General features: G+C 71.8%; 16 protein-coding genes. 8 read left to right on the top strand and 8 right to left on the bottom strand.

The features are described 5' to 3' along the window. Positions 1 to 50 precede the first annotated feature (50 nt). A complete protein-coding gene (gene metF / locus ACIBN2_RS36335; RefSeq protein WP_399140956.1) occupies positions 51 to 974 on the top strand; it encodes a methylenetetrahydrofolate reductase [NAD(P)H] in 924 nt (307 codons plus the stop codon). Positions 975 to 1030: 56 nt separating this feature from the next. Then, positions 1031 to 1978 (top strand): hypothetical protein, encoded by a 948-nt coding sequence (locus ACIBN2_RS36330; protein WP_399140955.1) that lies wholly within the window; start codon positions 1031 to 1033, stop codon positions 1976 to 1978. 35 nt (positions 1979 to 2013) lie between these two features. On the opposite strand, the gene ACIBN2_RS36325 is transcribed toward ACIBN2_RS36330, so the two are convergent. From ACIBN2_RS36325 to ACIBN2_RS36310, 4 genes are all read right to left on the bottom strand, one after another. Next, positions 2014 to 3501: a phytoene desaturase family protein gene (locus tag ACIBN2_RS36325; protein ID WP_399140954.1), complete on the bottom strand. Its 1488-nt coding sequence runs from the start codon at positions 3499 to 3501 to the stop codon at positions 2014 to 2016. Positions 3502 to 3994: 493 nt separating this feature from the next. Next, positions 3995 to 4630, bottom strand: a complete 636-nt coding sequence (locus tag ACIBN2_RS36320; protein ID WP_399140952.1) for a TetR/AcrR family transcriptional regulator — start codon at positions 4628 to 4630, stop codon at positions 3995 to 3997. 47 nt (positions 4631 to 4677) lie between these two features. After that, on the bottom strand, positions 4678 to 6762 hold the full coding sequence (locus ACIBN2_RS36315; protein WP_399140950.1) for a YhgE/Pip family protein: 2085 nt from the start codon (positions 6760 to 6762) through the stop codon (positions 4678 to 4680). Next, complete coding sequence (locus tag ACIBN2_RS36310) at positions 6734 to 7456, bottom strand: ATP-binding cassette domain-containing protein (protein ID WP_399140948.1); 723 nt, start codon at positions 7454 to 7456, stop codon at positions 6734 to 6736. The genes ACIBN2_RS36315 and ACIBN2_RS36310 overlap by 29 nt, the downstream gene beginning before the upstream one ends. 172 nt (positions 7457 to 7628) lie before the next feature. Between ACIBN2_RS36310 and ACIBN2_RS36305 the strand changes: the two genes are divergently transcribed. From ACIBN2_RS36305 to ACIBN2_RS36295, 3 genes are all read left to right on the top strand, one after another. After that, complete coding sequence (locus ACIBN2_RS36305; RefSeq protein ID WP_399140947.1) at positions 7629 to 8195, top strand: SAV_6107 family HEPN domain-containing protein; 567 nt, start codon at positions 7629 to 7631, stop codon at positions 8193 to 8195. Positions 8196 to 8369: 174 nt separating this feature from the next. Then, positions 8370 to 9140 (top strand): methyltransferase, encoded by a 771-nt coding sequence (locus tag ACIBN2_RS36300; RefSeq protein WP_399140945.1) that lies wholly within the window; start codon positions 8370 to 8372, stop codon positions 9138 to 9140. A gap of 277 nt (positions 9141 to 9417) precedes the next feature. Then, positions 9418 to 9810 carry a DUF3040 domain-containing protein gene (locus ACIBN2_RS36295; RefSeq protein WP_232648209.1) on the top strand — a complete coding sequence of 131 codons (393 nt, stop codon included), beginning with the start codon at positions 9418 to 9420 and terminating at the stop codon, positions 9808 to 9810. Positions 9811 to 9928: 118 nt separating this feature from the next. On the opposite strand, the gene ACIBN2_RS36290 is transcribed toward ACIBN2_RS36295, so the two are convergent. The 4 genes from ACIBN2_RS36290 to ACIBN2_RS36275 form a co-directional block, all read right to left on the bottom strand. Continuing rightward, complete coding sequence (locus ACIBN2_RS36290; RefSeq protein WP_399140942.1) at positions 9929 to 12430, bottom strand: DUF3488 and DUF4129 domain-containing transglutaminase family protein; 2502 nt, start codon at positions 12428 to 12430, stop codon at positions 9929 to 9931. After that, on the bottom strand, positions 12427 to 13800 hold the full coding sequence (locus ACIBN2_RS36285; protein ID WP_399140940.1) for a DUF58 domain-containing protein: 1374 nt from the start codon (positions 13798 to 13800) through the stop codon (positions 12427 to 12429). Before ACIBN2_RS36285 ends, ACIBN2_RS36290 begins: the two co-directional genes overlap by 4 nt. Further along, positions 13800 to 14840 (bottom strand): AAA family ATPase, encoded by a 1041-nt coding sequence (locus tag ACIBN2_RS36280; protein ID WP_399140939.1) that lies wholly within the window; start codon positions 14838 to 14840, stop codon positions 13800 to 13802. The genes ACIBN2_RS36285 and ACIBN2_RS36280 overlap by 1 nt, the downstream gene beginning before the upstream one ends. A 241-nt stretch (positions 14841 to 15081) precedes the next feature. After that, positions 15082 to 15627 (bottom strand): beta-class carbonic anhydrase, encoded by a 546-nt coding sequence (locus ACIBN2_RS36275; RefSeq protein WP_399140937.1) that lies wholly within the window; start codon positions 15625 to 15627, stop codon positions 15082 to 15084. 410 nt (positions 15628 to 16037) lie between these two features. Here ACIBN2_RS36275 and rsmH point away from each other — a divergent pair, with 410 nt between their 5' ends. From rsmH to ACIBN2_RS36260, 3 genes are all read left to right on the top strand, one after another. Beyond that, positions 16038 to 16994 carry a 16S rRNA (cytosine(1402)-N(4))-methyltransferase RsmH gene (rsmH, locus tag ACIBN2_RS36270; RefSeq protein WP_399140935.1) on the top strand — a complete coding sequence of 319 codons (957 nt, stop codon included), beginning with the start codon at positions 16038 to 16040 and terminating at the stop codon, positions 16992 to 16994. Positions 16995 to 17056: 62 nt separating this feature from the next. Continuing rightward, on the top strand, positions 17057 to 17644 hold the full coding sequence (locus ACIBN2_RS36265; protein ID WP_399140934.1) for a septum formation initiator family protein: 588 nt from the start codon (positions 17057 to 17059) through the stop codon (positions 17642 to 17644). A 5-nt stretch (positions 17645 to 17649) separates the two neighbouring features. Beyond that, on the top strand, positions 17650 to 19614 hold the full coding sequence (locus ACIBN2_RS36260) for a peptidoglycan D,D-transpeptidase FtsI family protein (protein WP_399140932.1): 1965 nt from the start codon (positions 17650 to 17652) through the stop codon (positions 19612 to 19614). Positions 19615 to 19746 lie beyond the last annotated feature (132 nt).

Raw genomic sequence — 19746 nt, 5'->3', positions numbered from 1 at the left:
AAATCCCGCGTTCGGTTGGGTGACCGTCGCCCCCTGGTTAACCTGCGAGTATGGCCCTCGGAACCGCATCCACAAGGACTGATCGCGCACGTACCGTGCGGGACATGCTCGCCTCGGGCAAGACGACGTACTCCTTCGAGTTCTCGGCGCCCAAGACGCCCAAGGGTGAGCGGAACCTGTGGAGCGCGCTGCGCAGGGTCGAGGCAGTGGCTCCCGACTTCGTCTCCGTGACCTACGGAGCCGGCGGCTCCACGCGTGCGGGCACGGTCAAGGAGACCGAGCAGATCGTCGCCGACACCACGCTGACCCCGGTCGCCCACCTGACCGCGGTCAACCACTCCGTCGCCGAGCTGCGCAACATCATCGGCCAGTACGCCGACGCCGGGATCCGCAACATGCTCGCCGTGCGCGGCGACCCGCCCGGCGACCCCATGGGGGACTGGGTGCCGCACCCGAAGGGCCTCGCCTACGCCGCGGACCTCGTCCAGCTCATCAAGGAGTCCGGCGACTTCTGCGTGGGCGTCGCGGCCTTCCCGGAGATGCATCCGCGCTCCGACGACTGGGACACGGACGTCACCCGCTTCGTGGACAAGTGCCGGGCCGGTGCCGACTACGCGATCACGCAGATGTTCTTCCAGCCGGAGTCCTATCTGCGACTGCGCGACCGGGTCACCGCGGCCGGCTGCGAGACCCCCGTCATCCCCGAAGTGATGCCGGTCACCAGTGTGAAGATGCTGGAACGGTTGCCACAGCTCAGCAACGCCCACATCCCGTCCGTCCTGAAAGAGCGAATCCTCACAGCAAAAGACGATCCGACCGCTGTACGCTCCATTGGCATTGAATTCGCCACGGAGTTCTGCGCACGGCTGCTGGCCGAGGGAGTGCCCGGACTGCACTTCATCACGCTCAACAACTCCACGGCGACGCTGGAAATCTACGAGAACCTGGGGCTGCACCACCCGCCGCAGGCCTAGACCGGCCGCACCGGTGTACGACACACTGCGTAGCGGCGACTGGGAGAGGGGCGTACATGGGCTGGACGGTCCTCTATATCGCGTTCGGCATCGTCGCGCTGTGGTTGCTCGGTGAGGTGCTGCTGCAGTACAAGGCGCGGCTGCGCTGGCGGCTGCTCGCTTTCGCCGGCTTCCTGGGTGTCGTCATCGGGGTGCTGATCCCCTCGGTGATCGTCATCGGCCTGGGCGCGGCCGCGTTCGCGGTCGGCCAGACCTACGTCACCCTCTCCTTCCGCCGCGGCTTCTCCGCGGGCTGGGCGGTCAAGCGCCCGGAGGGCGACGACGGCAGCAAGCGGCGCCGCGGCAGGGCGGACTTCCGGGACCCGACCCTGGAGGTCTCCGACCTCGAGCCGGGCGACGTCGGATACGACGAGCGGGCCGCCTACACCCGCGAGAACGCCGCCTACAACGACGACGACTACGACCGCGACGACGTCTTCACACCCGCCCACGCGACGGCCGCAGAGAGCACCGCGGTGTACGAGCCGCAGCCCCTGCCCGACGACACCGGTTCGTACGGCATATACGACAACGCCGCCTACGCGGGCGCGGGTCAGGCCCAGGCCCAGGACCAGTACGCGGCGGCAGCCCAGGGCGCCGACCAGACGTACGCCTACGACTACTCGGGCTACGACCAGCAGCAGTACGGCTACGACACCGGCGGCCAGCAGCAGTACGCCGCCTACTCCGACCCGTACATCGGCACGCAGTCGTACGGCGGCTACGACGCCACCTACGGGCAGCAGCAGTACGGCCAGGGCCAGCAGGGCTACGGCCAGGACCAGCAGCAGTACGGCACCGGCGGCTACGGCGGCGAGACCCCGTCCGGCGGTGTGTGGGTTCCGCAGCAGCGCACCGACGAGACCTACGGCGGCGAGCTCCCGCCGGAGCAGCCCTACCCCTACCAGGGCAACGGCCAGGGCCAGGGGCAGGGGAACGGGTTCGACGAGCAGTACCGCTTCTGAACGACCCTCCCCCCGCACCTCTCAGCGGACGCTGCTCACTGAGAACCCCTGAACTCCGGCCCCTCCACGATGAGTCCGGCCACCAGCGCGCCCGACATTCCGCTGTGGGGGAGGCCGCCGCCGGGGTGAGCCCAGTCGCCGACCCGGTACAGCCCCGGCAGGCGGGTGGTGTTGGCCGGGTGCAGGAAGCGCCCCTTTCCGGCGGCCAGCGAGGGCGCGGACACCCCGCCGATGCCGGAGCCGGTCTCCGCCTCCGCCTCGCGCCAGAGGATCCGCTCCCGCAGTCCCGGTATCGCGGCCTCCGCCGCGGTGACGAGTTCGTCGGCGAGGGCTTCGCGTCGTTCGGGCAGGTGCCCGCCGGCGTCCGAGGGGACCACCGCGGACAGGACCACCGACTCGTGCTCCCCGTCCGGTCGCAGCGCCGGGTCGTCCGGCCGCAGCACGGTCACCGTGGGCCGGACCGGCTCGGGCGAAGGGGACCCGAGGGAGTACAGCTCGGCCGTGCGGTCGGGGGCGTGGACGACCGTGCGATGCACCGCACCGGCCTCCCGCGGGCCGCGCAGCGCCAGCAGCACGGTGAACCGTCCGGGGCGGGGACCGGTGTCGGGCCGTACGTCACCTTCGTCGTCGAGGCGGTGCTGCGTGAGGGCCCGCAGGTGTACGGGACGCACACCGGCGACCACGTGATCGGCCTCCGCCACAGAACCGTCCGCCAGCTCCACGCCCGCCACCCGGCCGTCCTTCTCCAGCACGCCCGTCACCTCGGCGCCGAAGCGGAACTCGACCCTGCGGGCCAGGCACCGCTCGTACACCGCGCGCGCCAACTCCCTTGTGCCGCCGCGGACATACCAGGTTCCGAAGGCGTGCTCCATGTACGGCAGCACGGCGGCGCTCGCCGGAGTGGTGCGCGGATCGAGGCCGTACGCGAGGGCGTGGCTCTCCAGGAGCGCGGCGAGCCGGGGGTCGCGCAGCTCCCAGGCGCCGATCTCGGCGAGCGTGGCCGCCTGCCGGGTGCGCAGCAGCCGCTTGTGGGGGACCGCCGGGTACGGCTCGCGCTCCGCCAGCACCTGCCAGTCGGGCCACAGGGGCTCCTCCAGCAGCGGGCGGCGCGTGCGGTCCCAGGCCTCGCGGGCCCGCACCAGGAAGTCGCCCCAGCGGCCGCCGGCGCCGGACCCGAGCGCCTCGTCCAGCGCGGCGACGACGCCCGCGCGCGAGGCGTTGGGCAGGGCGGCCTCGGTGCCGTCCGCGAACACGTGCCGTGCGGACGGGTCGACCTGGACCAGCTCGACGCACGCCTCCAGCGGCTCCTTGCCGGTCTTGACGAACAGATCGCGCCAGACGGCGGGCAGGGTCAGCACTCCGGGACCGGTGTCGAAGCCGAAGCCGTCCCGCTCGAAGCGGCGTACCGCCCCGCCGTACGTCTGTGCCCGCTCGTACACCGTCACCCGGTGGCCCGCGACGGCCAGCCGGGCGGCGGCCGCCATCGCGCCCATCCCGGCGCCGATCACCGCAATCCGTCCCATGCCCGCGACTTTATCGACCGCCACCGACAGTCACTGAAGGCACGGTCCGCCTCAGTGGAACCGGCGGGAGAGTACGGACGCGGGCGCGCAGGTCACCAGTCGGCAACGGTGCGTCCTGGGGGTGAATGCGCAGTGCTGAGTATCCGTACCTAGTGACGGAGATGAGTAGCCGCGCGGATGGGCTGCGACCTGCGCCGACGAGACAGTGGAGACACGGAAAGGGGCTTGGCTCCGGCACCGGCGACACGGGGCGCCGGAACGGAGCCGCCCGCGATCCGCTCCTTCCGCCGACCGCGTGTCGGCGGGAGCGAGACACGGGGGAACCCGGGGGAACGACCGAGAACGGGGGCCCAACGGGGGGAAGTGAGAACGGGGGAGCACGAGAAGGCGCCGGTTCGAGGTGGCCCGCGGGGGACGCGGCCAGCTCGGACCGGCGTTTTCGTGTCCGTGCGTTCAGCGGCTTCCTGACGTGATCAACGGCTCGGAGGCGCGTTCAGCGGCGGCCGGGCCCGCTCACGCGCCCCTGGAGCAGCCGGGACAGCGCCGCGTGCACGTCGTCCAGGGAGCGCTCCGGTTGGAAGGACTGCCAGTCCAGCGCGGCCACCAGCACCATGCCGACCAGTGCCGACGCGGTCAGCGGCACGTCGATCTCGTCGCTGAGCTCGCCGTTCGCCACGCCCTCGCGCAGCACGTCCTCGACGACCGAGACCGCCTGCTGCCTGACCACCATGAGCGTGGACTGCCAGGCCCTGTTGGTGCGCCACATCTCGGCCACGTAGAGCTGTGTGAAAGCGGGGTAGCGGTCGATGAAGACGAGACCCGCGCGGATCATCGCGTCCAGGGCGTCCACCTTGCTCCCGCCGTCCCTGGCCGTCTTCTCGGCCGCCTCGCGGAGGGAGGCGGCGAGGAGTCCGACGCCGTGCCGCAGCAGCTCCTCGAAGAGGACGGACTTGCTCGCGAAGTTGTAGTAGACCGTGCCCTTCGCGACCCCGGCCCGCTCGGCGATCTCGTCCACCGTGGTGGCGGAGAAGCCCTGCTCGGCGATGAGCGTGACGGCCGCCTCGTAGAGCTTCTGCCGGGTGGCCTCGCGGCGCGTGCTGCCGCCCGAGGCGGTGCTGCTGCTTTCCATGGCCCTGATTGTCACAGGAGCCGTGCCCCCGGACGGCACCGCGGCGCTCACAGGGTCAGTTCCGGGTGCAGCCGGTCCAGCGTCCACACCTGCCGGCGGCGGGCCGACAGCGCGGTGAGCGCGAGGGCGCCCACGGTGAACGCGGTGAGCACCACGCACGCGTGCCACACCGGTCCCAGACCGCCGCCCGTGATGAGCCGCCGCAGGGCCTCCACGACGTAGCTCATCGGCAGGAAGGGATGCAGCGCGTTGAAGAAGCCCGGGCTCGTCTGCACGGGGTACGTGCCGCCCGCCGACGTCAGCTGGAGCATCAGCAGGGCGAGCACGAGGATCCGGCCCGCAGCCCCGAAGCGTGCGTTGAGCCACTGCACGATCGCCCCGAAGCACGCCGTCACCAGGAACAGGAACGCGATCGTGCCGGCCGCCCGCACCATCTGCAGGCCGATCGCCCAGTGCAGCACCGCCATCAGGGCCACCGTCTGCAGCACGCCGATCGCCACCACCGGGAGCCAGCCCGCGAGCGCGATCCGCCAGGCCGGGGCGCCCGTGGCCAGTGCGCGCCGGTTCATCGGCGGGATCAGCATGTACGCCACCATCGCGCCCACCCACAGGGACAGCGGGATGAAGTACGGGGCGAACCCGGTGCCGTAGTTGGGCGCCTTGTGCAGGTCCTTGGAGACGAGGTGGACCGGGTCGGCCATGACCCCGGTGCGCCGGTCGCGGTCCTTCTTGTCGTAGTCCGGGATCTTCCCGGCGCCGTCGTGCAGCCCGCCCGCGAGCTTGCCCGAGCCGTCGACGAGCTTGAACATGCCGCCGTTGAGGTCCTCGGCGCCGGTCCTCAGCTTGCCGATGCCCTCGTCCAGGTCGGCCGCGCCTCCCGAGGCCGTGCCGAGCCCCTTGTGCAGCTTCTTGGCGCCCGCGGCGACCTTCCCGGCGCCGTCGTTCAGCTTGTTGACCTTGGAGACGGCGTCGTCGAGGTCCTCGGAGAGGTGCGGCGCGCGCTTCGCGAGCGCCTGGGCCTGCTCCTGGAGGGTGGCCAGGTTCCGGTCGAGCTTCTTCAGGTCGCCGTCCTGGTCACCGATCAGCGTGTTGAGGTCGTCGGCGATCGTCGCCACGTCGTCGGCAGCCTCCTTGGCCTTCTTCAGGTCGGAGCAGGCCGCGTCCGGCAGCACGGGCTGCTCGCAGCGCTCCCGGTAGACGTCGTCCAGGGTCGCGGAGGCCGCGTGCGCGCCCTTGGCGGCGACCGGGGCCGTCCTGACCAGGGTGGCGAGGTTGTGGCGGATGGCCTTGGAGGAGTCGGCGACCAGCTGGGCGGTGTCCCCGATGGTCTTCTCGTTGTCCTTCAGGAACGGGCCGGCCTTCTTGTCGACCGCGTTGACCTTGTCGGCGAGCGTCTGCGTACCCGCAGCGACCTGCTGGGAGCCGTCCTCCAGGGCGCCCGCGCCCGTGTTGAGCTTCTTCAGGCCCTTGGAGAGCTTGCCGCTGCCGCTCTTGGCGTCCTTCAGCCCGTCGGCGAGGTCCTTGGAGCCCTTCTCCGCCTTGCCGATCCCGCCGTTGAGCTTGTCCGCCCCGTCGGCGGCCTTCACCGTCGCGCCGTGGATGTCGGAGAACGAGATGAAGATCTTGTCCAGGAAGGACCGCGACGCCTTGGTGGAGGCGGCCTGGCGCACTTCGCTGAACACCGTCCGCGAGATCTGCCCGACGATGTAGTTGTTCGCGTCGTTGGTGCGCACCTGGAGCGCGCCCGCCTCCGGGGAGTCGCCCGCGCTGGACGCGATCCGCCGGCTGAAGTCCGCCGGCATGGTCAGCGACAGGTAGTACGTGCCGTCCTCCACGCCCGCGCGTGCCTCGTCGGCGCTCACCTCGTGCCAGTCGAAGACCTCGCTGTCGCGCAGCCCCTTGGTCAGGTCGTCGCCCGCCGCGACCTTCTTGCCGTCGGCCGTCGCCCCCTTGTCGTCGTTGACGAGCGCCACGGGGATGCGGTCCAGCCGGCCGTACGGGTCCCAGAACGACCACAGGTACAGCGCGCCGTACAGCAGCGGCAGCACCAGGAGTGCCACCAGGGCGGCCCGGGGCAGTTTGCCCCTGCCGAACCGCCTCAGCTCAAGGGCGGCCAGTTTCGGCGAGCGCATCGGCCTTCTCCTTTCCCGTGGTGACGACGACGGCGTCCTCGGGGGCCTCGCTGCACACCGCCACGACCGTCGTGCCGGACTCGGCGACCGACCTCAACAACGTCCAGACTTCGTCCCGTTCGGCGTCCGAGAGCTTCAGGTCGGTGTCGTCGACGCCGAGCAGCCGGGGCCGGCCGAGCAGGGCGAGCGCGATGGACAGCCGCAGCGCCTCCAGGCGCTCGAGATCGCGTACGGCCGTGCGCGTGCCCTTGGGCAGGGCCGCCCGGTCCAGGCCCGCGGCGGCCAGCGCGGTGTCGATCCGCAGCTTCGCCTCCGCGGCGCGCTCGCCGCGCGGCCGCAGCAGCGCGCGCAGCGAGTCGCCGAACCGCCTTTGCAGCAGCGCCCGTTCGTGCAGATGCTCGGCCACGGTCAGGGCCGGCTCGAGCTCGGCCACTCCGGCCACGTGCGCGAGTCCGGCGACCCGCCGCACGGCCGCCATCTGCTTGGGCAGCCTGCACTCGCCCACCTCGGCCTGACCCGCGGTCGGTTTCATCCGTCCCGTGAGGGAGAGCAGCAGACAGGTACGGCCTGACCCGGACGGCCCCTCGATCGCGATCAGCGAGCCGGGCTCCGCGGCGAACGTGACGTCGCGGAAGGCCCAGCCGCGCGGCCCTTCGAGCCCTAGCCCGCGGGCAGTGACACCCACACCGGACACGGTTCTCCCCACCCCTGAATTTGAACTGACTGGTCAGTGCAAAAACTATCCCGAACCTTCGATCGAAGCAAAGTCCCAGGTCAGAACGGATTGTCAGTGGCATACCGCACGATGGAGACATACGGCACCCCTTCTCGGGCGATGCCGTCACGCAGACGACAGGAGGTTCGTCATGGCCAGCTATCACGCCGCAGCCGCCCGCCGGCGCCGCGCCACCGGCCCTGCCCCCTCACTGACCGGCCCGGCGAGCGACGTCCACCCCGTGCTCCGCCGGACCACGGCCCCGCCCGCCGCCCTCGACCTGCTCGCCCAGGCCCGCGCCGGGCTGGACGAGGCGGCCGTCCTCGAGACGCCCAACGAGCGCTACGCCACGGCCCACCTCGCAGCCCTGCGCACGGCCGCCGCGGTGCTCGCGGCACGGGGGCGCCCGGAGCCGTCGTCCCGACGGCGTGCCCGCATCCGGAGTGCTTGGGAAGTGCTCCCCGAGATCGCTCCCGAACTGACCGAGTGGAGCGTGCTGTTCGCCTCCGGAGCCCGGCGCCGTGCCCGCGCCGAGGCCGGCATCCAGGGCGCGGCCAGCCGCCGCGACGCCGACGACCTGATCCGGGACGTGGCGATGTTCCTGCGGCTCGTCGAGCGGATGCTCGTCCTGCAACCCGTCCTCCCGCAGCCGCGCCAGGACGCCGACCACCCGCACACCGAGGCGGAGAGCGCCCGTGGCTTACCGGACACGGGCTGACTGCGTCCGCCGTACGAGACGTTCGGCGGGGCACACCACCGCAGTCACCGGGCGAGGCACCCGAGGCAATAGGGTGGAAGGCGCCTGAAGCCTTCCCTCCCATGACGGGGCCGGGGAGGCACCCCGTTCGCTCCGCCGTGCAAGGGGCGGTGCCGCGCCGAGGAGTCAACTGCCGTGTCGGACCCGATGCGACCCCGAGCCTCTCTCCGTACCGCCGTGGTCTGGGAGGTCCTCCAGGAGGCCCTCGAACGCCGGGTCAAGTCCACGGGGCGGGAGTCTCTGGACGTCCTCGACACCGGGGGCGGCAGCGGCAACTTCGCGGTGCCCGTCGCCCGGCTCGGCCACCGGGTCACCGTCGTCGACCCCAGCCCGAACGCGCTGTTCGCGCTTGAGCGCCGCGCCGCCGAGGCCGACGTCGCCGACCGGGTGAAGGGCGTCCAGGGCGACGCCCACGGCCTCTTCGACGTGGTCGAGCGCGGTGGCTACGACGCGGTCCTGTGCCACGGCGTCCTGGAGTACGTCGACGACCCGGCCGAGGGCGTGCGCAACGCCGTGGCAGCGCTGCGGTCCGAGGGCGTCCTCAGTCTGCTCGCCGCGGGCCTCGGCGGCGCCGTGCTCGCGCGCGCCCTGGCCGGCCACTTCAAGGAGGCCCGGCAGGCCCTGGAGAACCCGGACGGCCGCTGGGGCGAGGGCGACCCCGTGCCGCGCCGCTTCACCGCCGAGCAGCTCTCCGCGCTGGTCGAGGGAGCGGGCCTCAGGGTGGGCGCCGTGCACGGCGTACGGGTCTTCGCCGACCTCGTCCCGGGCGTCCTGGTGGACACCGAGCCAGGCGCCCTGGAGGCGCTGCTGAAGCTGGAGGAGGCGGCGGCCCAGTCCCCCGCGTTCCAATCCGTCGCGACCCAGCTCCATGTGCTCGGCGAGACTCAGGGGACCTCCGGGGCCTGAGCCGCCTCGTGCGGTGCGCCGCTGATCAGGGACTTGGCCGCACATGGAGTACGCCACAGGCCCCCCGATCGGGCGCTCAGCGCCGTATGATCGAGGGAGACCGCCCGGCATGACGGGTCGGCCGTTGGGGAATGCAGGATTCAACGAGCCGGGGCGTGCATGGCGGGCACCGGTTGGTCAATTGGCGCAGAGGGGCGGGTTTCACGGGGGCGATTCCCTGCCTATCCTGAAGGGACCCCCCGGGTCGCCCCGGCGACTGCACGATGAGGAGGACTCCGTGCCGCTCTCGGAGCACGAGCAGCGCATGCTCGAGCAGATGGAGCGAGCGCTGTATGCCGAAGATCCCAAGTTCGCGACAGCGCTTGAGGGAAGCGGGCTGCGTACGTACACCCGGCGACGGGTCTACCAGGCGGTCGCGGGCTTCCTCGTGGGTATCGCGCTCCTCATGGCTGGAATGGTCGCCAAGCAGGTGTGGCTCAGCGTGGTTGGCTTCCTGGTCATGCTGGGGTGCGCCGTGCTCGCCGTGACCGGCTGGCGCAAAGCTCCGAAGCCGGGTGAACAGCCTGCTGCCGGTGCCCCGCACGCGCGTCGTCAGGGACGGCAGAAGCGTTCGATGATGGACCGTATCGAACAGCGCTGGCAGCGCCGGCGCGACGAACAGGGTCACTGACACCTCGTTCATGCAGGTGAGGGGGTGACCACCCGGCGGGTGGTCACCCCCTCACCTGTGCCCGCGGGACGGGGCGCGCCCGGAAGACCGGCGCGCTCCCGTCACCCGCTCCGGCCCGTCACCCGCTCTGCTGCCCGGAGGGCCGCCGCACCAGCGCGGCCAGGGCCGACCAGCGCTCGGCCCAGCGGGCCTTGGCAGCCGTCCAGCGGTCCATGGCCTCCCACACCGCCCGGACGGCCGAGCGGGGCGCCACGACCGCCCGTACCCGGGTGGGCCGGCTGACCTTGGACCGCAGCGCCACCCGCATCCTGCGCACGTCGTCGGCCAGTCCGGGCTCGGCGTGCGGCTCCGGTGCGAACAGCACCTGCTCCACCGCGCTCGCCACCCGGTGCACCGAGTCGGCCGTGGTCGCGTCCAGCTGCCCGAGCCGCACGATGCGCGCGGCCGCCTTGCGCGGGGTCAGCGCGTCGTCCGGCACGATGCCGTAGTCCCAGGCCGTGTCGGTGAGCTCGCGCCAGACGGCCAGGACGTGGTGCGCGATCACCTCGGCGGCGTAACCCGCCTCGGCCTCGACCGGCAGGACCGTCACGGCCAGGTCGTCCGTGGACCCCATGTCCGGCCGGCGGCCTCTGCGGCCCTGCCGGGCCGACGCGGCGTGCTGGGCCGAGGTCAGCCGCACCGAGCGCCGTCGCGCACGCCACAGCATGGGCAGCAGCGGCAGGGCGATCACGAGGAGCCCCAGCAGTGCCCAGCCGGCGATCTTGTACCAGGGGAGACCCGCGTCGTGCGGCTTGGCGGTGTCCACCGGCAGCGCGCCCGCACAGGCCTCGAGCTTCTTGTCCTCGGCCGAGCAGCTCGTGCTCGCGGACGGCGCGGACGACGCGGCCGAACCCGCCGACTGCGAGGGCCGCGACACGTCAGGAAGGCTGCTGCCCGGCGTGTCCGTCTGCGTGTACGAGGGAGCCACGCCCCGGTTCGGGGTCGGCTCGAAGCGGGTCCAGCCCACGCCCTCGAAGTACAGCTCGGGCCAGGCGTGGGCGTCCTTCAGGCCCACCGACACCGAGCCGTCCGTCTGCGGCGTCCCCGGGGCGAAGCCCACCGCGACCCGGGCCGGGATGCCCAGGCTGCGGGCCATCGCCGCCATCGCGAAGGAGAAGTGGACGCAGAAGCCCTCCTTGTCCTTCAGGAAGCGGGCGATCGCCTGCGGGCCGCTTCCGACCTGCACCTGGGTGCTGTACTGGAAGCCGCCGTTCACCGCGAAGTAGTCCTGGAGCTTGACCGCCTGCTCGTAGTGGGTGTTCGCCCCCTCGGTCACCTGGCGGGCGGTTTTCGCGACCACCGAGGGCACCGAGTCCGGCAGCTTGGTGTAGTCGCGCTTGATGGCGGCGGGCGGCGCCGGCGCATCCGCGAGCTGCTCCGCCGTCGGCTGCACGTCGAGGCTCTTGACCAGGTAGGTCTTGCCGCGCGTGGTCTCGCCGTGGTCGCCGACCAGCGTCATGCCCACCGGCTCGTAGCGCCACTTGCCCGGAACGTCCACGCCGCTCGGCGGATACGGCATCGGCAGCCAGTCCTGGGCGTACCAGTCGGCGGCCGAGATGCGGGTCTCGATCTCCGCCCGCTTGACGTCAGCGCCGAGGCCGGACGGGGTCGGGAACTTGTCCGGCACGCCGGTGACATGCCGCTTGGACGGCCGCCAGGTGCTGCCGTCGAAGTCGTCCAGGGACACGATCCGGATGTACAGGTTCGAGATGTCGTTGCTGTTCGACTTCAGGGACATGACCTGGCGGTCCTCGTCCACGTTCAGGCTGTCGCGCAGCGAGACCAGCGGGTTGACCGCGGAGATGGTGCCGCCGCCTCCGTCGCCGTTGCCCACACCCGTTCCGGCGGCGTCCAGCAGTCCGCCGTTCATCGCGGGCAGGGCCAGCGGCACCACGAGGGCGACGCCCAGCGCGACCACGCCGATGCGCCGCCCGGTGCGGACCGGCGCCACCGCGCCCGGCTCCCCGCCCGGCGCGCGTGCCGCCCCGGCGAAGACCCGGCCCCACTGCGAGAGCCGCTCACGGCCCTCGGCCAGCAGCAGCATCAGATAGCCGCCCGCCGCGACCAGGAACCACAGCCAGTCGGCGCCGCCGTGGGACAGCCCCGCGGCGACGGAGTACAGCGCGAGCAGCGGCAGTCCGGCCGGGGCCGCGCTGCGGAAGGTCACCGCGAGCGTGTCCACCGCGAGGCCGATCAGCATGACCCCGCCGAGGAGCATCAGCCGGATGCCGTCGGACTCCAGGGGCGCAGGGATCGCGTACCGCGCGATGTCGTCGCCGCCCTGCTGGAGCAGGTCGGAGAGGTGGCGGAACGCCTCGGGGCCCGGCACGATCCCGGCCAGGGCCTGCTGCCGGGCGAAGACCAGGGTCAGCAGCATCAGCGTGACCAGGGCCTGCGCCGCGACCGTCAGCGGCCGCGCCAGCGGCACCCTGCGGGTCGCCGCGCCCACGCCCGTCTGCACAGCCAGCAGGACGGCCGCCTGGAGGATCCAGGTGGCGGGGGAGACCAGGGGCAGCAGGGCGCAGGACGCCATCAGCGTGGCCGCCCAGGCGCACAGCGCCAGTCGTGCCCGCCCGCTCATGAGCCCGCCCCCTCACGGCTCGTCCCCGTCGTCGCGGCGAGGCCCGCGCGCTCACGGTCCGCCTGCCGCCACAGCTCGCTCAGCGAAGCGCCCCGCGGCACGCTCAGCGCCGTCCAGCCCGCCTCCCGCAGCATCCGCAGCCGCTCCTCGTGCCGGTCCAGCGCCCCGGCCACATCGCTGGGTTCCCGCATCCAGGCGCCGCTGTCCAGCACGAAGGCGACCGCGCCCCCGCTGCGCTGGCGCATCTTGGCCGCCACCGCGGCCTGCTCCTCGTCCAGGTCGCCGAACAAGGCCACCAGAAGCCCTTCGTTCCCGCCGCGCAGCACGTCGTACGCCCGCGACAGGCCCGTGCCGTCCGAGTGGTCGACCACCGCGAGGGTGTCCATCATCAGCCCGGCCGAGTCGGCCGTCTCCTGGCTCGCGCCCGCGAAACCGTCGGAGCCCTCGCCGGGCACCGAGTTGCCGCTGTCCGTCAGCAGCCGTACGGAGAAGCCCCGTTCGAGCATGTGCACCAGCACGGACGCCGCTCCCGAGACGGCCCACTCGAAGGCCGAGTCCGGGCCCGCGCCGTCGAAGGCGATGCCACGGGTGTCGAGCAGCACCGTGCAGCGGGAGCGCTGGGGCTGCTCCTCGCGGCGCACCATCAGCTCGCCGTAGCGGGCGGTCAGCCGCCAGTGGACACGGCGCAGATCGTCGCCGTAGCGGTAGCCGCGCGGGATCACGTCGTCCTCGCCGGCCAGGGCGAGCGAGCGCTGGCGCCCGTCGCCGTACCCCTTCGCCTCGCCGGCCAGCCGCACCGGAGGCAGTGCCTCCACGCGCGGGATCACCGTCAGGGTGTCGTACGTCGAGAAGGACCGGGTCAGCTCGCACATCCCGAACGGGTCGGTCAGCCGCAGCTGCAGCGGGCCGAGCGGATAGCGGCCGCGCAGGTCGGAGCGGACCCGGTAGGACACCTCGCGGCGGCCGCCCGGCTCCACCCGGTCCAGCACGAACCGGGGGCGCGGGCCGAGCACGTACGGCACCCGGTCCTGGAGCATCAGCAGGCCCGTGGGCAGCCGCGAGACGTTGTCCATCCGCAGATGGACGCGGGCCTCGCTGCCGGCGGGCACACGGCCGGGGGAGAGGCGGCGGCTGCCGGCCACCCGGTAGCGCGTGCGGTACAGGAACAGCGCACAGACCAGGGGCAGTACGGCCAGCAGCAGGCCCACCCGCAGCAGATCGCTCTGCCCGAGGACGTAGGCGCAGACGGCGGCCGCGATGCCGGCCGCCAGGAAGGAGCGTCCGCGGGTGGTCAGACCGGCCAGGGCGGTGCGCAGACCGCCCTTCTCGCCCCGGTCGGCCTCCGGCTGCCCCGTCCCCCCGAAGGTCATCACAGCCTCCGCGGCGGTTGCTGGGGGTACGACGGAGCGCCGCGGCCCAGGCCGCCGAAGCCGCTCTGCTGCTGGGGCGCCGCCGGGACCGGGGTGCGCTGCAGGATCTCCTGCACGACCTGCTCCGACGTGCGGCGGTTGAGCTGGGCCTGGGCGGTGGGCAGCAGGCGGTGGGCCAGGACGGCGACGGCGAGCGTCTGCACGTCGTCCGGCAGCGCGTACTCCCGGCCGCTCAGGGCGGCGGCTGCCTTCGCCGCGCGCAGCAGATGCAGTGTCGCGCGCGGCGAGGCGCCGAGTCTGAGGTCGGGATGGGTGCGCGTGGCGGACACCAGGTCCACCGCGTACCGGCGGACCGTTTCCGCCACGTGGACGCCGCGCACCGCCTCGATCAGCTTCACGATGTCGTGCGCGTGCGCCACCGGCTGGAGGTCCTCCAGCGGGGAGACGCCACCGTGCACGTCGAGCATCTGCAGCTCGGCCTCCACGCTGGGGTAGCCCACCGAGACCCGGGCCATGAAGCGGTCGCGCTGGGCCTCGGGCAGCGGGTAGGTGCCCTCCATCTCGACCGGGTTCTGGGTGGCCACCACCATGAAGGGGCTGGGCAGCTCGTAGGTCTGCCCGTCGATGGTGACCTGGCGCTCCTCCATCGACTCCAGCAGTGCCGACTGGGTCTTGGGCGAGGCGCGGTTGATCTCGTCGCCGATCACGATCTGCGCGAAGATCGCCCCCGGCTTGAACTCGAAGTCCCGGCGCTGCTGGTCCCAGATCGAGACACCGGTGATGTCCGAGGGCAGCAGGTCCGGCGTGAACTGGATGCGCCGCACCGAACAGTCGATGGAGCGGGCCAGCGCTTTGGCGAGCATGGTCTTGCCCACGCCGGGGACATCCTCGATCAGAAGATGTCCCTCGGCGAGCAGTACGGTCAGCGAAAGCCGTACGACCTCGGGCTTGCCCTCGATCACTCCTTCCACCGAACTGCGGACCCTCTCCACAGTGGCAGTCAGATCAGTGAGGCTCGCTCGATCGTCATAGGTCGTCACCCGGCCCTCCTCGGCCCGTTTCTTTCTCCGGGCCGTCGCTCTCTGCGATGCGGACCGGCCCACCCCGAAACACGGACACCACGCGTGAATAGTTCCGCGTGACGTCACACCCGCATTCTTGCTGCCGTTACCGATTCGTGTCACTCGACTGTGGACAACTGGCTGCGATATGTCGGGTTTTACGGCGCTTGGGCTCCAGCATGCGCGGGATTTACGAAAAACGAGAAGGGCCGGGCGGCGGTCAGGCGGGATCGATCTCGCGCAGCAGGCCCGTCTTCACGTCGAAGACGAAGCCCCGGACGTCCTCGGTGTGCTGGAGGAACGGCGACGTCCGCACGCGCTGCATGGACTGCCGTACGTCCTGGTCGACGTCCGCGAAGGCCTCGGCCGCCCACGCGGGGCGCTGGCCGACCTCCTCCTCCAGCTCGGTGCGGAAGTCCTCGGTGATCGACTCCATGCCGCAGCCGGTGTGGTGGATGAGCACCACGCTGCGGGTGCCGAGCTTGCGCTGGCTGATCGTGAGCGAGCGGATCACGTCGTCGGTGACCACGCCGCCCGCATTGCGGATGGTGTGGCAGTCGCCGAGCTGAAGGCCGAGGGCCTTGTGCAGGTCGATACGGGCGTCCATGCAGGCCACGACCGCGACGTGCAGGACGGGGCGGGCGTCCATGCCGGGGTCGGTGAAGGCGGATGCGTACCGTTCGTTCGCCTCGACGAGGCGGTCGGTGACGGAGCCGCCGCGTATGGCGCCATCGGACTCGGTGGGAACAGATGCGGAAGTCGTCATACCTATGACGTTACTGGTCAAATGCGATCCGGTCGCGGTGTGGGTGCGGGGAAAGGCTGTCATCACACTCCTGTTGTGAGGTACCCCACATGGGTGCGGAGTCCGGTCCGTGCGGGTGATTTTCCCTGATTCGCCGCATCCCACTCATCCCGGCGCGCGACGCGCAGGCCGGTTGATTGACCGCGGGACAGCGTGGACTAAAGTGACGCGAAGCGGGAGGCGAGGCTCTCCCTGCTGACATTCCCGGAGGCCAGACGCGCGGACGGCTTCCCCACGTGCGCGGCGCGTACGTACGGCTCGGCCTCCTCCCGCTCCCGGTCGGCTGACGCTTCCGGCGCCGGCAGGCCTCCCCTTCTCGAGCGGGCGGGGACCCGGCGGTGCGTACGGCCGCGCCGGATTGAGAGGGCCCCTTGAGCCAGAGTCGACACGTCCCGGTGATGCTCCAGCGGTGCCTGGACCTGTTGGCACCCGCCCTGCAGCGGCCGGGAGCGGTGGTCGTCGACTGCACCCTGGGCCTCGGCGGGCACAGCGAGGCACTGCTGGAGCAGTTCCCCGAGGCCCGGCTCGTCGCCCTCGACCGCGACAAGGAGGCGCTGCGCCTGTCGGGTGAGCGGCTGGCCCCCTTCGGGGAGCGGGCCACCCTGGTGCACGCCGTCTACGACGAGCTCCCCGAAGTCCTCGAACGGCTCGGCATCGCGCGCGTGCAGGGCGTCCTGTTCGACCTCGGCGTCTCCTCCATGCAGCTCGACGAGGCCGACCGCGGCTTCGCGTACGCCCAGGACGCCCCGCTCGACATGCGCATGGACCAGACGGCGGGCATGAGCGCCGCCGAGGTCCTCAACACCTACCCGGCGGGCGAACTCGTCCGGATCCTGCGGGCGTACGGCGAGGAGAAGCAGGCCAAGCGGATCGTCTCCGCCATCGTGCGCGAGCGCGAGAAGGAGCCGTTCAGCAACAGCGCGCGGCTCGTCGAGCTCATCCGGGACGCGCTCCCGCAGGCCGCCAAGCGCACCGGCGGCAACCCGGCCAAGCGCACCTTCCAGGCCCTGCGCATCGAGGTGAACGGCGAACTCTCCGTCCTGGAGCGGGCTATCCCGTCCGCGGTGAAGGCGCTCGACGTGGGCGGGCGGATCGCCGTGCTGTCGTACCACTCGCTCGAAGACCGTCTGGTCAAGCAGGTGTTCGCGGCCGGCGCCGCGAACACCGCGCCGCCGGGGCTGCCCGTTGTGCCCGAGCGCTACCAGCCCCGGCTCAAGCTGCTCACCCGTGGTGCCGAACTTCCCACCGAGGAAGAGGTCGCCGAGAACCGGCGGGCGGCACCCGCCAGGCTGCGCGGAGCTCAGCGCATCAGGGAGGACGCCGAGTGAGTCGGGTTGTCGAACGGGCCGGGGAGTGAGCGAGTTGGGAAACCGGACTCACTGGAGGCGGTGTGAGTAGGAAACCCGAACTGAGGGGGCGGGCCGCTCGTCTCGCACGGCTCTTCCCGGGGCCCGCTGGCCGCGGACAGGCGGCCCGCACCCCCTTCGTCCTGCTCGTCGTGCTCCTCCTGGGCGGCGGCCTGATCGGACTGCTGGTGCTGAACTCCGCGGTCAGCGAAGGCTCGTTCAAGCAGGACGACCTGCAGAAGGACACCAAGAGCCTCACCGACGAGGAGCAGGCGCTCCAGCGCGACATCGACTCGTACTCCGCCCCGGAGGCCCTTCAGCGCCGCGCCCACGAGCTCGGCATGGTCCCCGGCGGTGATCCCGCCTTCCTGAACCCGAACGGCACCGTCAAGGGTGTGCCCTCGGCCGCCGCCGAGCAGTCCGCCGCCGACCGGCCGCTCGTCCTGCTCCCGCCCGAGGCCCTCGCGTCCGCGCCGGACTCCGGCGCGTCGGCGACGCCGGCGGACCTGCCCGCCCAGGTGACGACGCCGGCGGCCCTGCCCGAGCAGGCGACCACCCCGGCGGCCCTGCCCGAGCAGGCGACCACCCCGGCAGCCCTCCCCACTCCGACGACCTCGACTCCCGGCAGGTGACGGAAGTGCCCGACACGTCTGGAGACAGGCAGCCGCCGCGCCGCCGTGTGCCCGGCCCCGCGCGTCCCGCCTCCGGGCAGCGGCGCCCGGCTCCCGGCGCCCGCCCGGCCCGCCGCCCGGCGCCCGGCCGCCCCACGGCCCCCAAGATCCTCCGGCTGGGCAGCCCCCGCCCCCGGCTGCGCATGGTCAGCCTGGCCCTCACCCTGGTGCTGATCGCCTTCGTCGTACGGCTGCTCCAGGTGCAGGCCGTGGACGCGAGCTCGTACGCCGCCAAGGCCGAGCAGAACCGCTACGTCGGCCACGTCCTGGCCGCCGAGCGCGGCGGCATCGCCGACCGCAACGGCGTGGCCCTCGCGACCAGCGTGGACGCCTACGACATCACGGCCGACCCCACGATGTTCAACCGCAAGCAGCTGAAGGTCGACGACGGGCCCGAACAGGCGGCCGCGCTGCTCGCGCCGATCCTCGGCGTCGACCAGGAGTCGATCGTCAGGAAGCTGCGCCCCAGGAACAAGGACCTGCGCTACGTCCTGCTCGCCCGCCGCCAGACCCCGCAGGTCTGGACGCAGATCAAGGACCTGAAGACGGCCCTCACCGCCAAGGGGGAGACGGACAAGTCCACGGTCAACGTCCTGGCCGGCGTCTTCGCCGACCCCAGCAGCAAGCGCATCTACCCCAACGGCGACCTCGCCGCCGGGCTGCTGGGCTGGGTCAACCTCGACGGCAAGGGCGGCGGCGGCGTCGAGCAGCAGTTCAACGGGGACCTGGCCGGCAAGGACGGCAAGATCCGCTACGCCCAGTCCGGCGGCCGCCTGGTGCCCACCGCGGGCTCCGCCGAGACGCCCGCGGTGCCCGGCAGCGACGTGGAGCTCACCATCGACCGCGACATCCAGTGGGCCGCGCAGAACGCGATCACCCAGCAGGTCGCGAAGTCCAAGGCCGACCGCGGCTACGTGATAGTGCAGGACACCCGGACCGGCGAGATCCTCGCCATGGCCAACTCGCCCGGCTTCGACCCCAACGACCTGTCCAAGGCGAGCTCGAGCGCCCTGCACAACTGGGCCGTCGAGGACGCCTTCGAGCCCGGCTCCACCGCCAAGATCATGTCGATGGCGGCCGTGCTCCAGCAGAACGTCGCCACCCCGCTGACCCATGTCGTCGTGCCGAACCGGCTGCACCGCGGCGACCGGCTCTTCAAGGACGACATCGACCACGAGACCTGGAACCTGACGCTCAACGGCGTGCTCGCCAAGTCCAGCAACATCGGCACCATCCTGGCCACCGGCCAGCTGAGCAGCACGCAGGCGCAGGCCAACAAGGTCCTCTACTCGTATCTGCGCAAGTTCGGCATCGGCAGCTACAGCGGACTCGGCGTCCCCGGCGAGACGAAGGGCATCCTCGCCCCGCCCGGCAAGTGGTCGACCTCGCAGCAGTACACGATTCCTTTCGGCCAGGGCGTGTCCATCAACGCGATGCAGGCGGCCTCCGTCTACTCGACCATCGCGAACGGCGGCGTACGCGTGGAACCCTCGCTCGTACGCGGCACGAAGGGACCCGACGGACGCTTCACACCGGCCGCGAAGCCCGGGAAGACAAGGGTCGTCAGCGCCAGGACGGCGAAGACGCTCGCCCAGATGCTGGAGTCCGTCGTGGACGACCAGGAGGGCACGGGCGCCAAGGCGCGCATTCCCGGCTACCGGGTCGCGGGCAAGACGGGTACGGCCAACCGCGTGGATCCGGCCACCGGCAAGTACCGCGGCTACACCTCGTCGTTCGCCGGCTTCGCGCCCGCGGACAACCCCCGTGTCACCGTCTACTGCGCCATTCAGAACGCCACGAGTGGGAGTTACTTCGGCGGCCAGATCTGCGGACCCATCTTCAAGCAGGTCATGGAGTTCGCCCTGAAGACCCTCCAGGTCCCGCCCACCGGGGCCAGGGCCGCGAACCTTCCCGTCAGCTTCAAGCCCTGATCAGCGCAACCAGCCAGGAACGCTCCGTGACCATGATCACTCCTGATCCCGCGAACCAGACCCCGCCCGCAACCTCGCCCGCCCGTCTCCCACCACCACCCTTGCTGGACCGAGCTGCGCACGGGCCCCTAT

The sequence above is a fragment of the Streptomyces sp. NPDC050534 genome, assembly GCF_044457745.1.
In the GTDB taxonomy this organism is placed as follows: Bacteria; Actinomycetota; Actinomycetes; order Streptomycetales; family Streptomycetaceae; genus Streptomyces.
The sequence above is the reverse complement of the archived record's forward strand: the minus strand, read 5'-3'. Positions and strand labels throughout refer to the sequence as shown.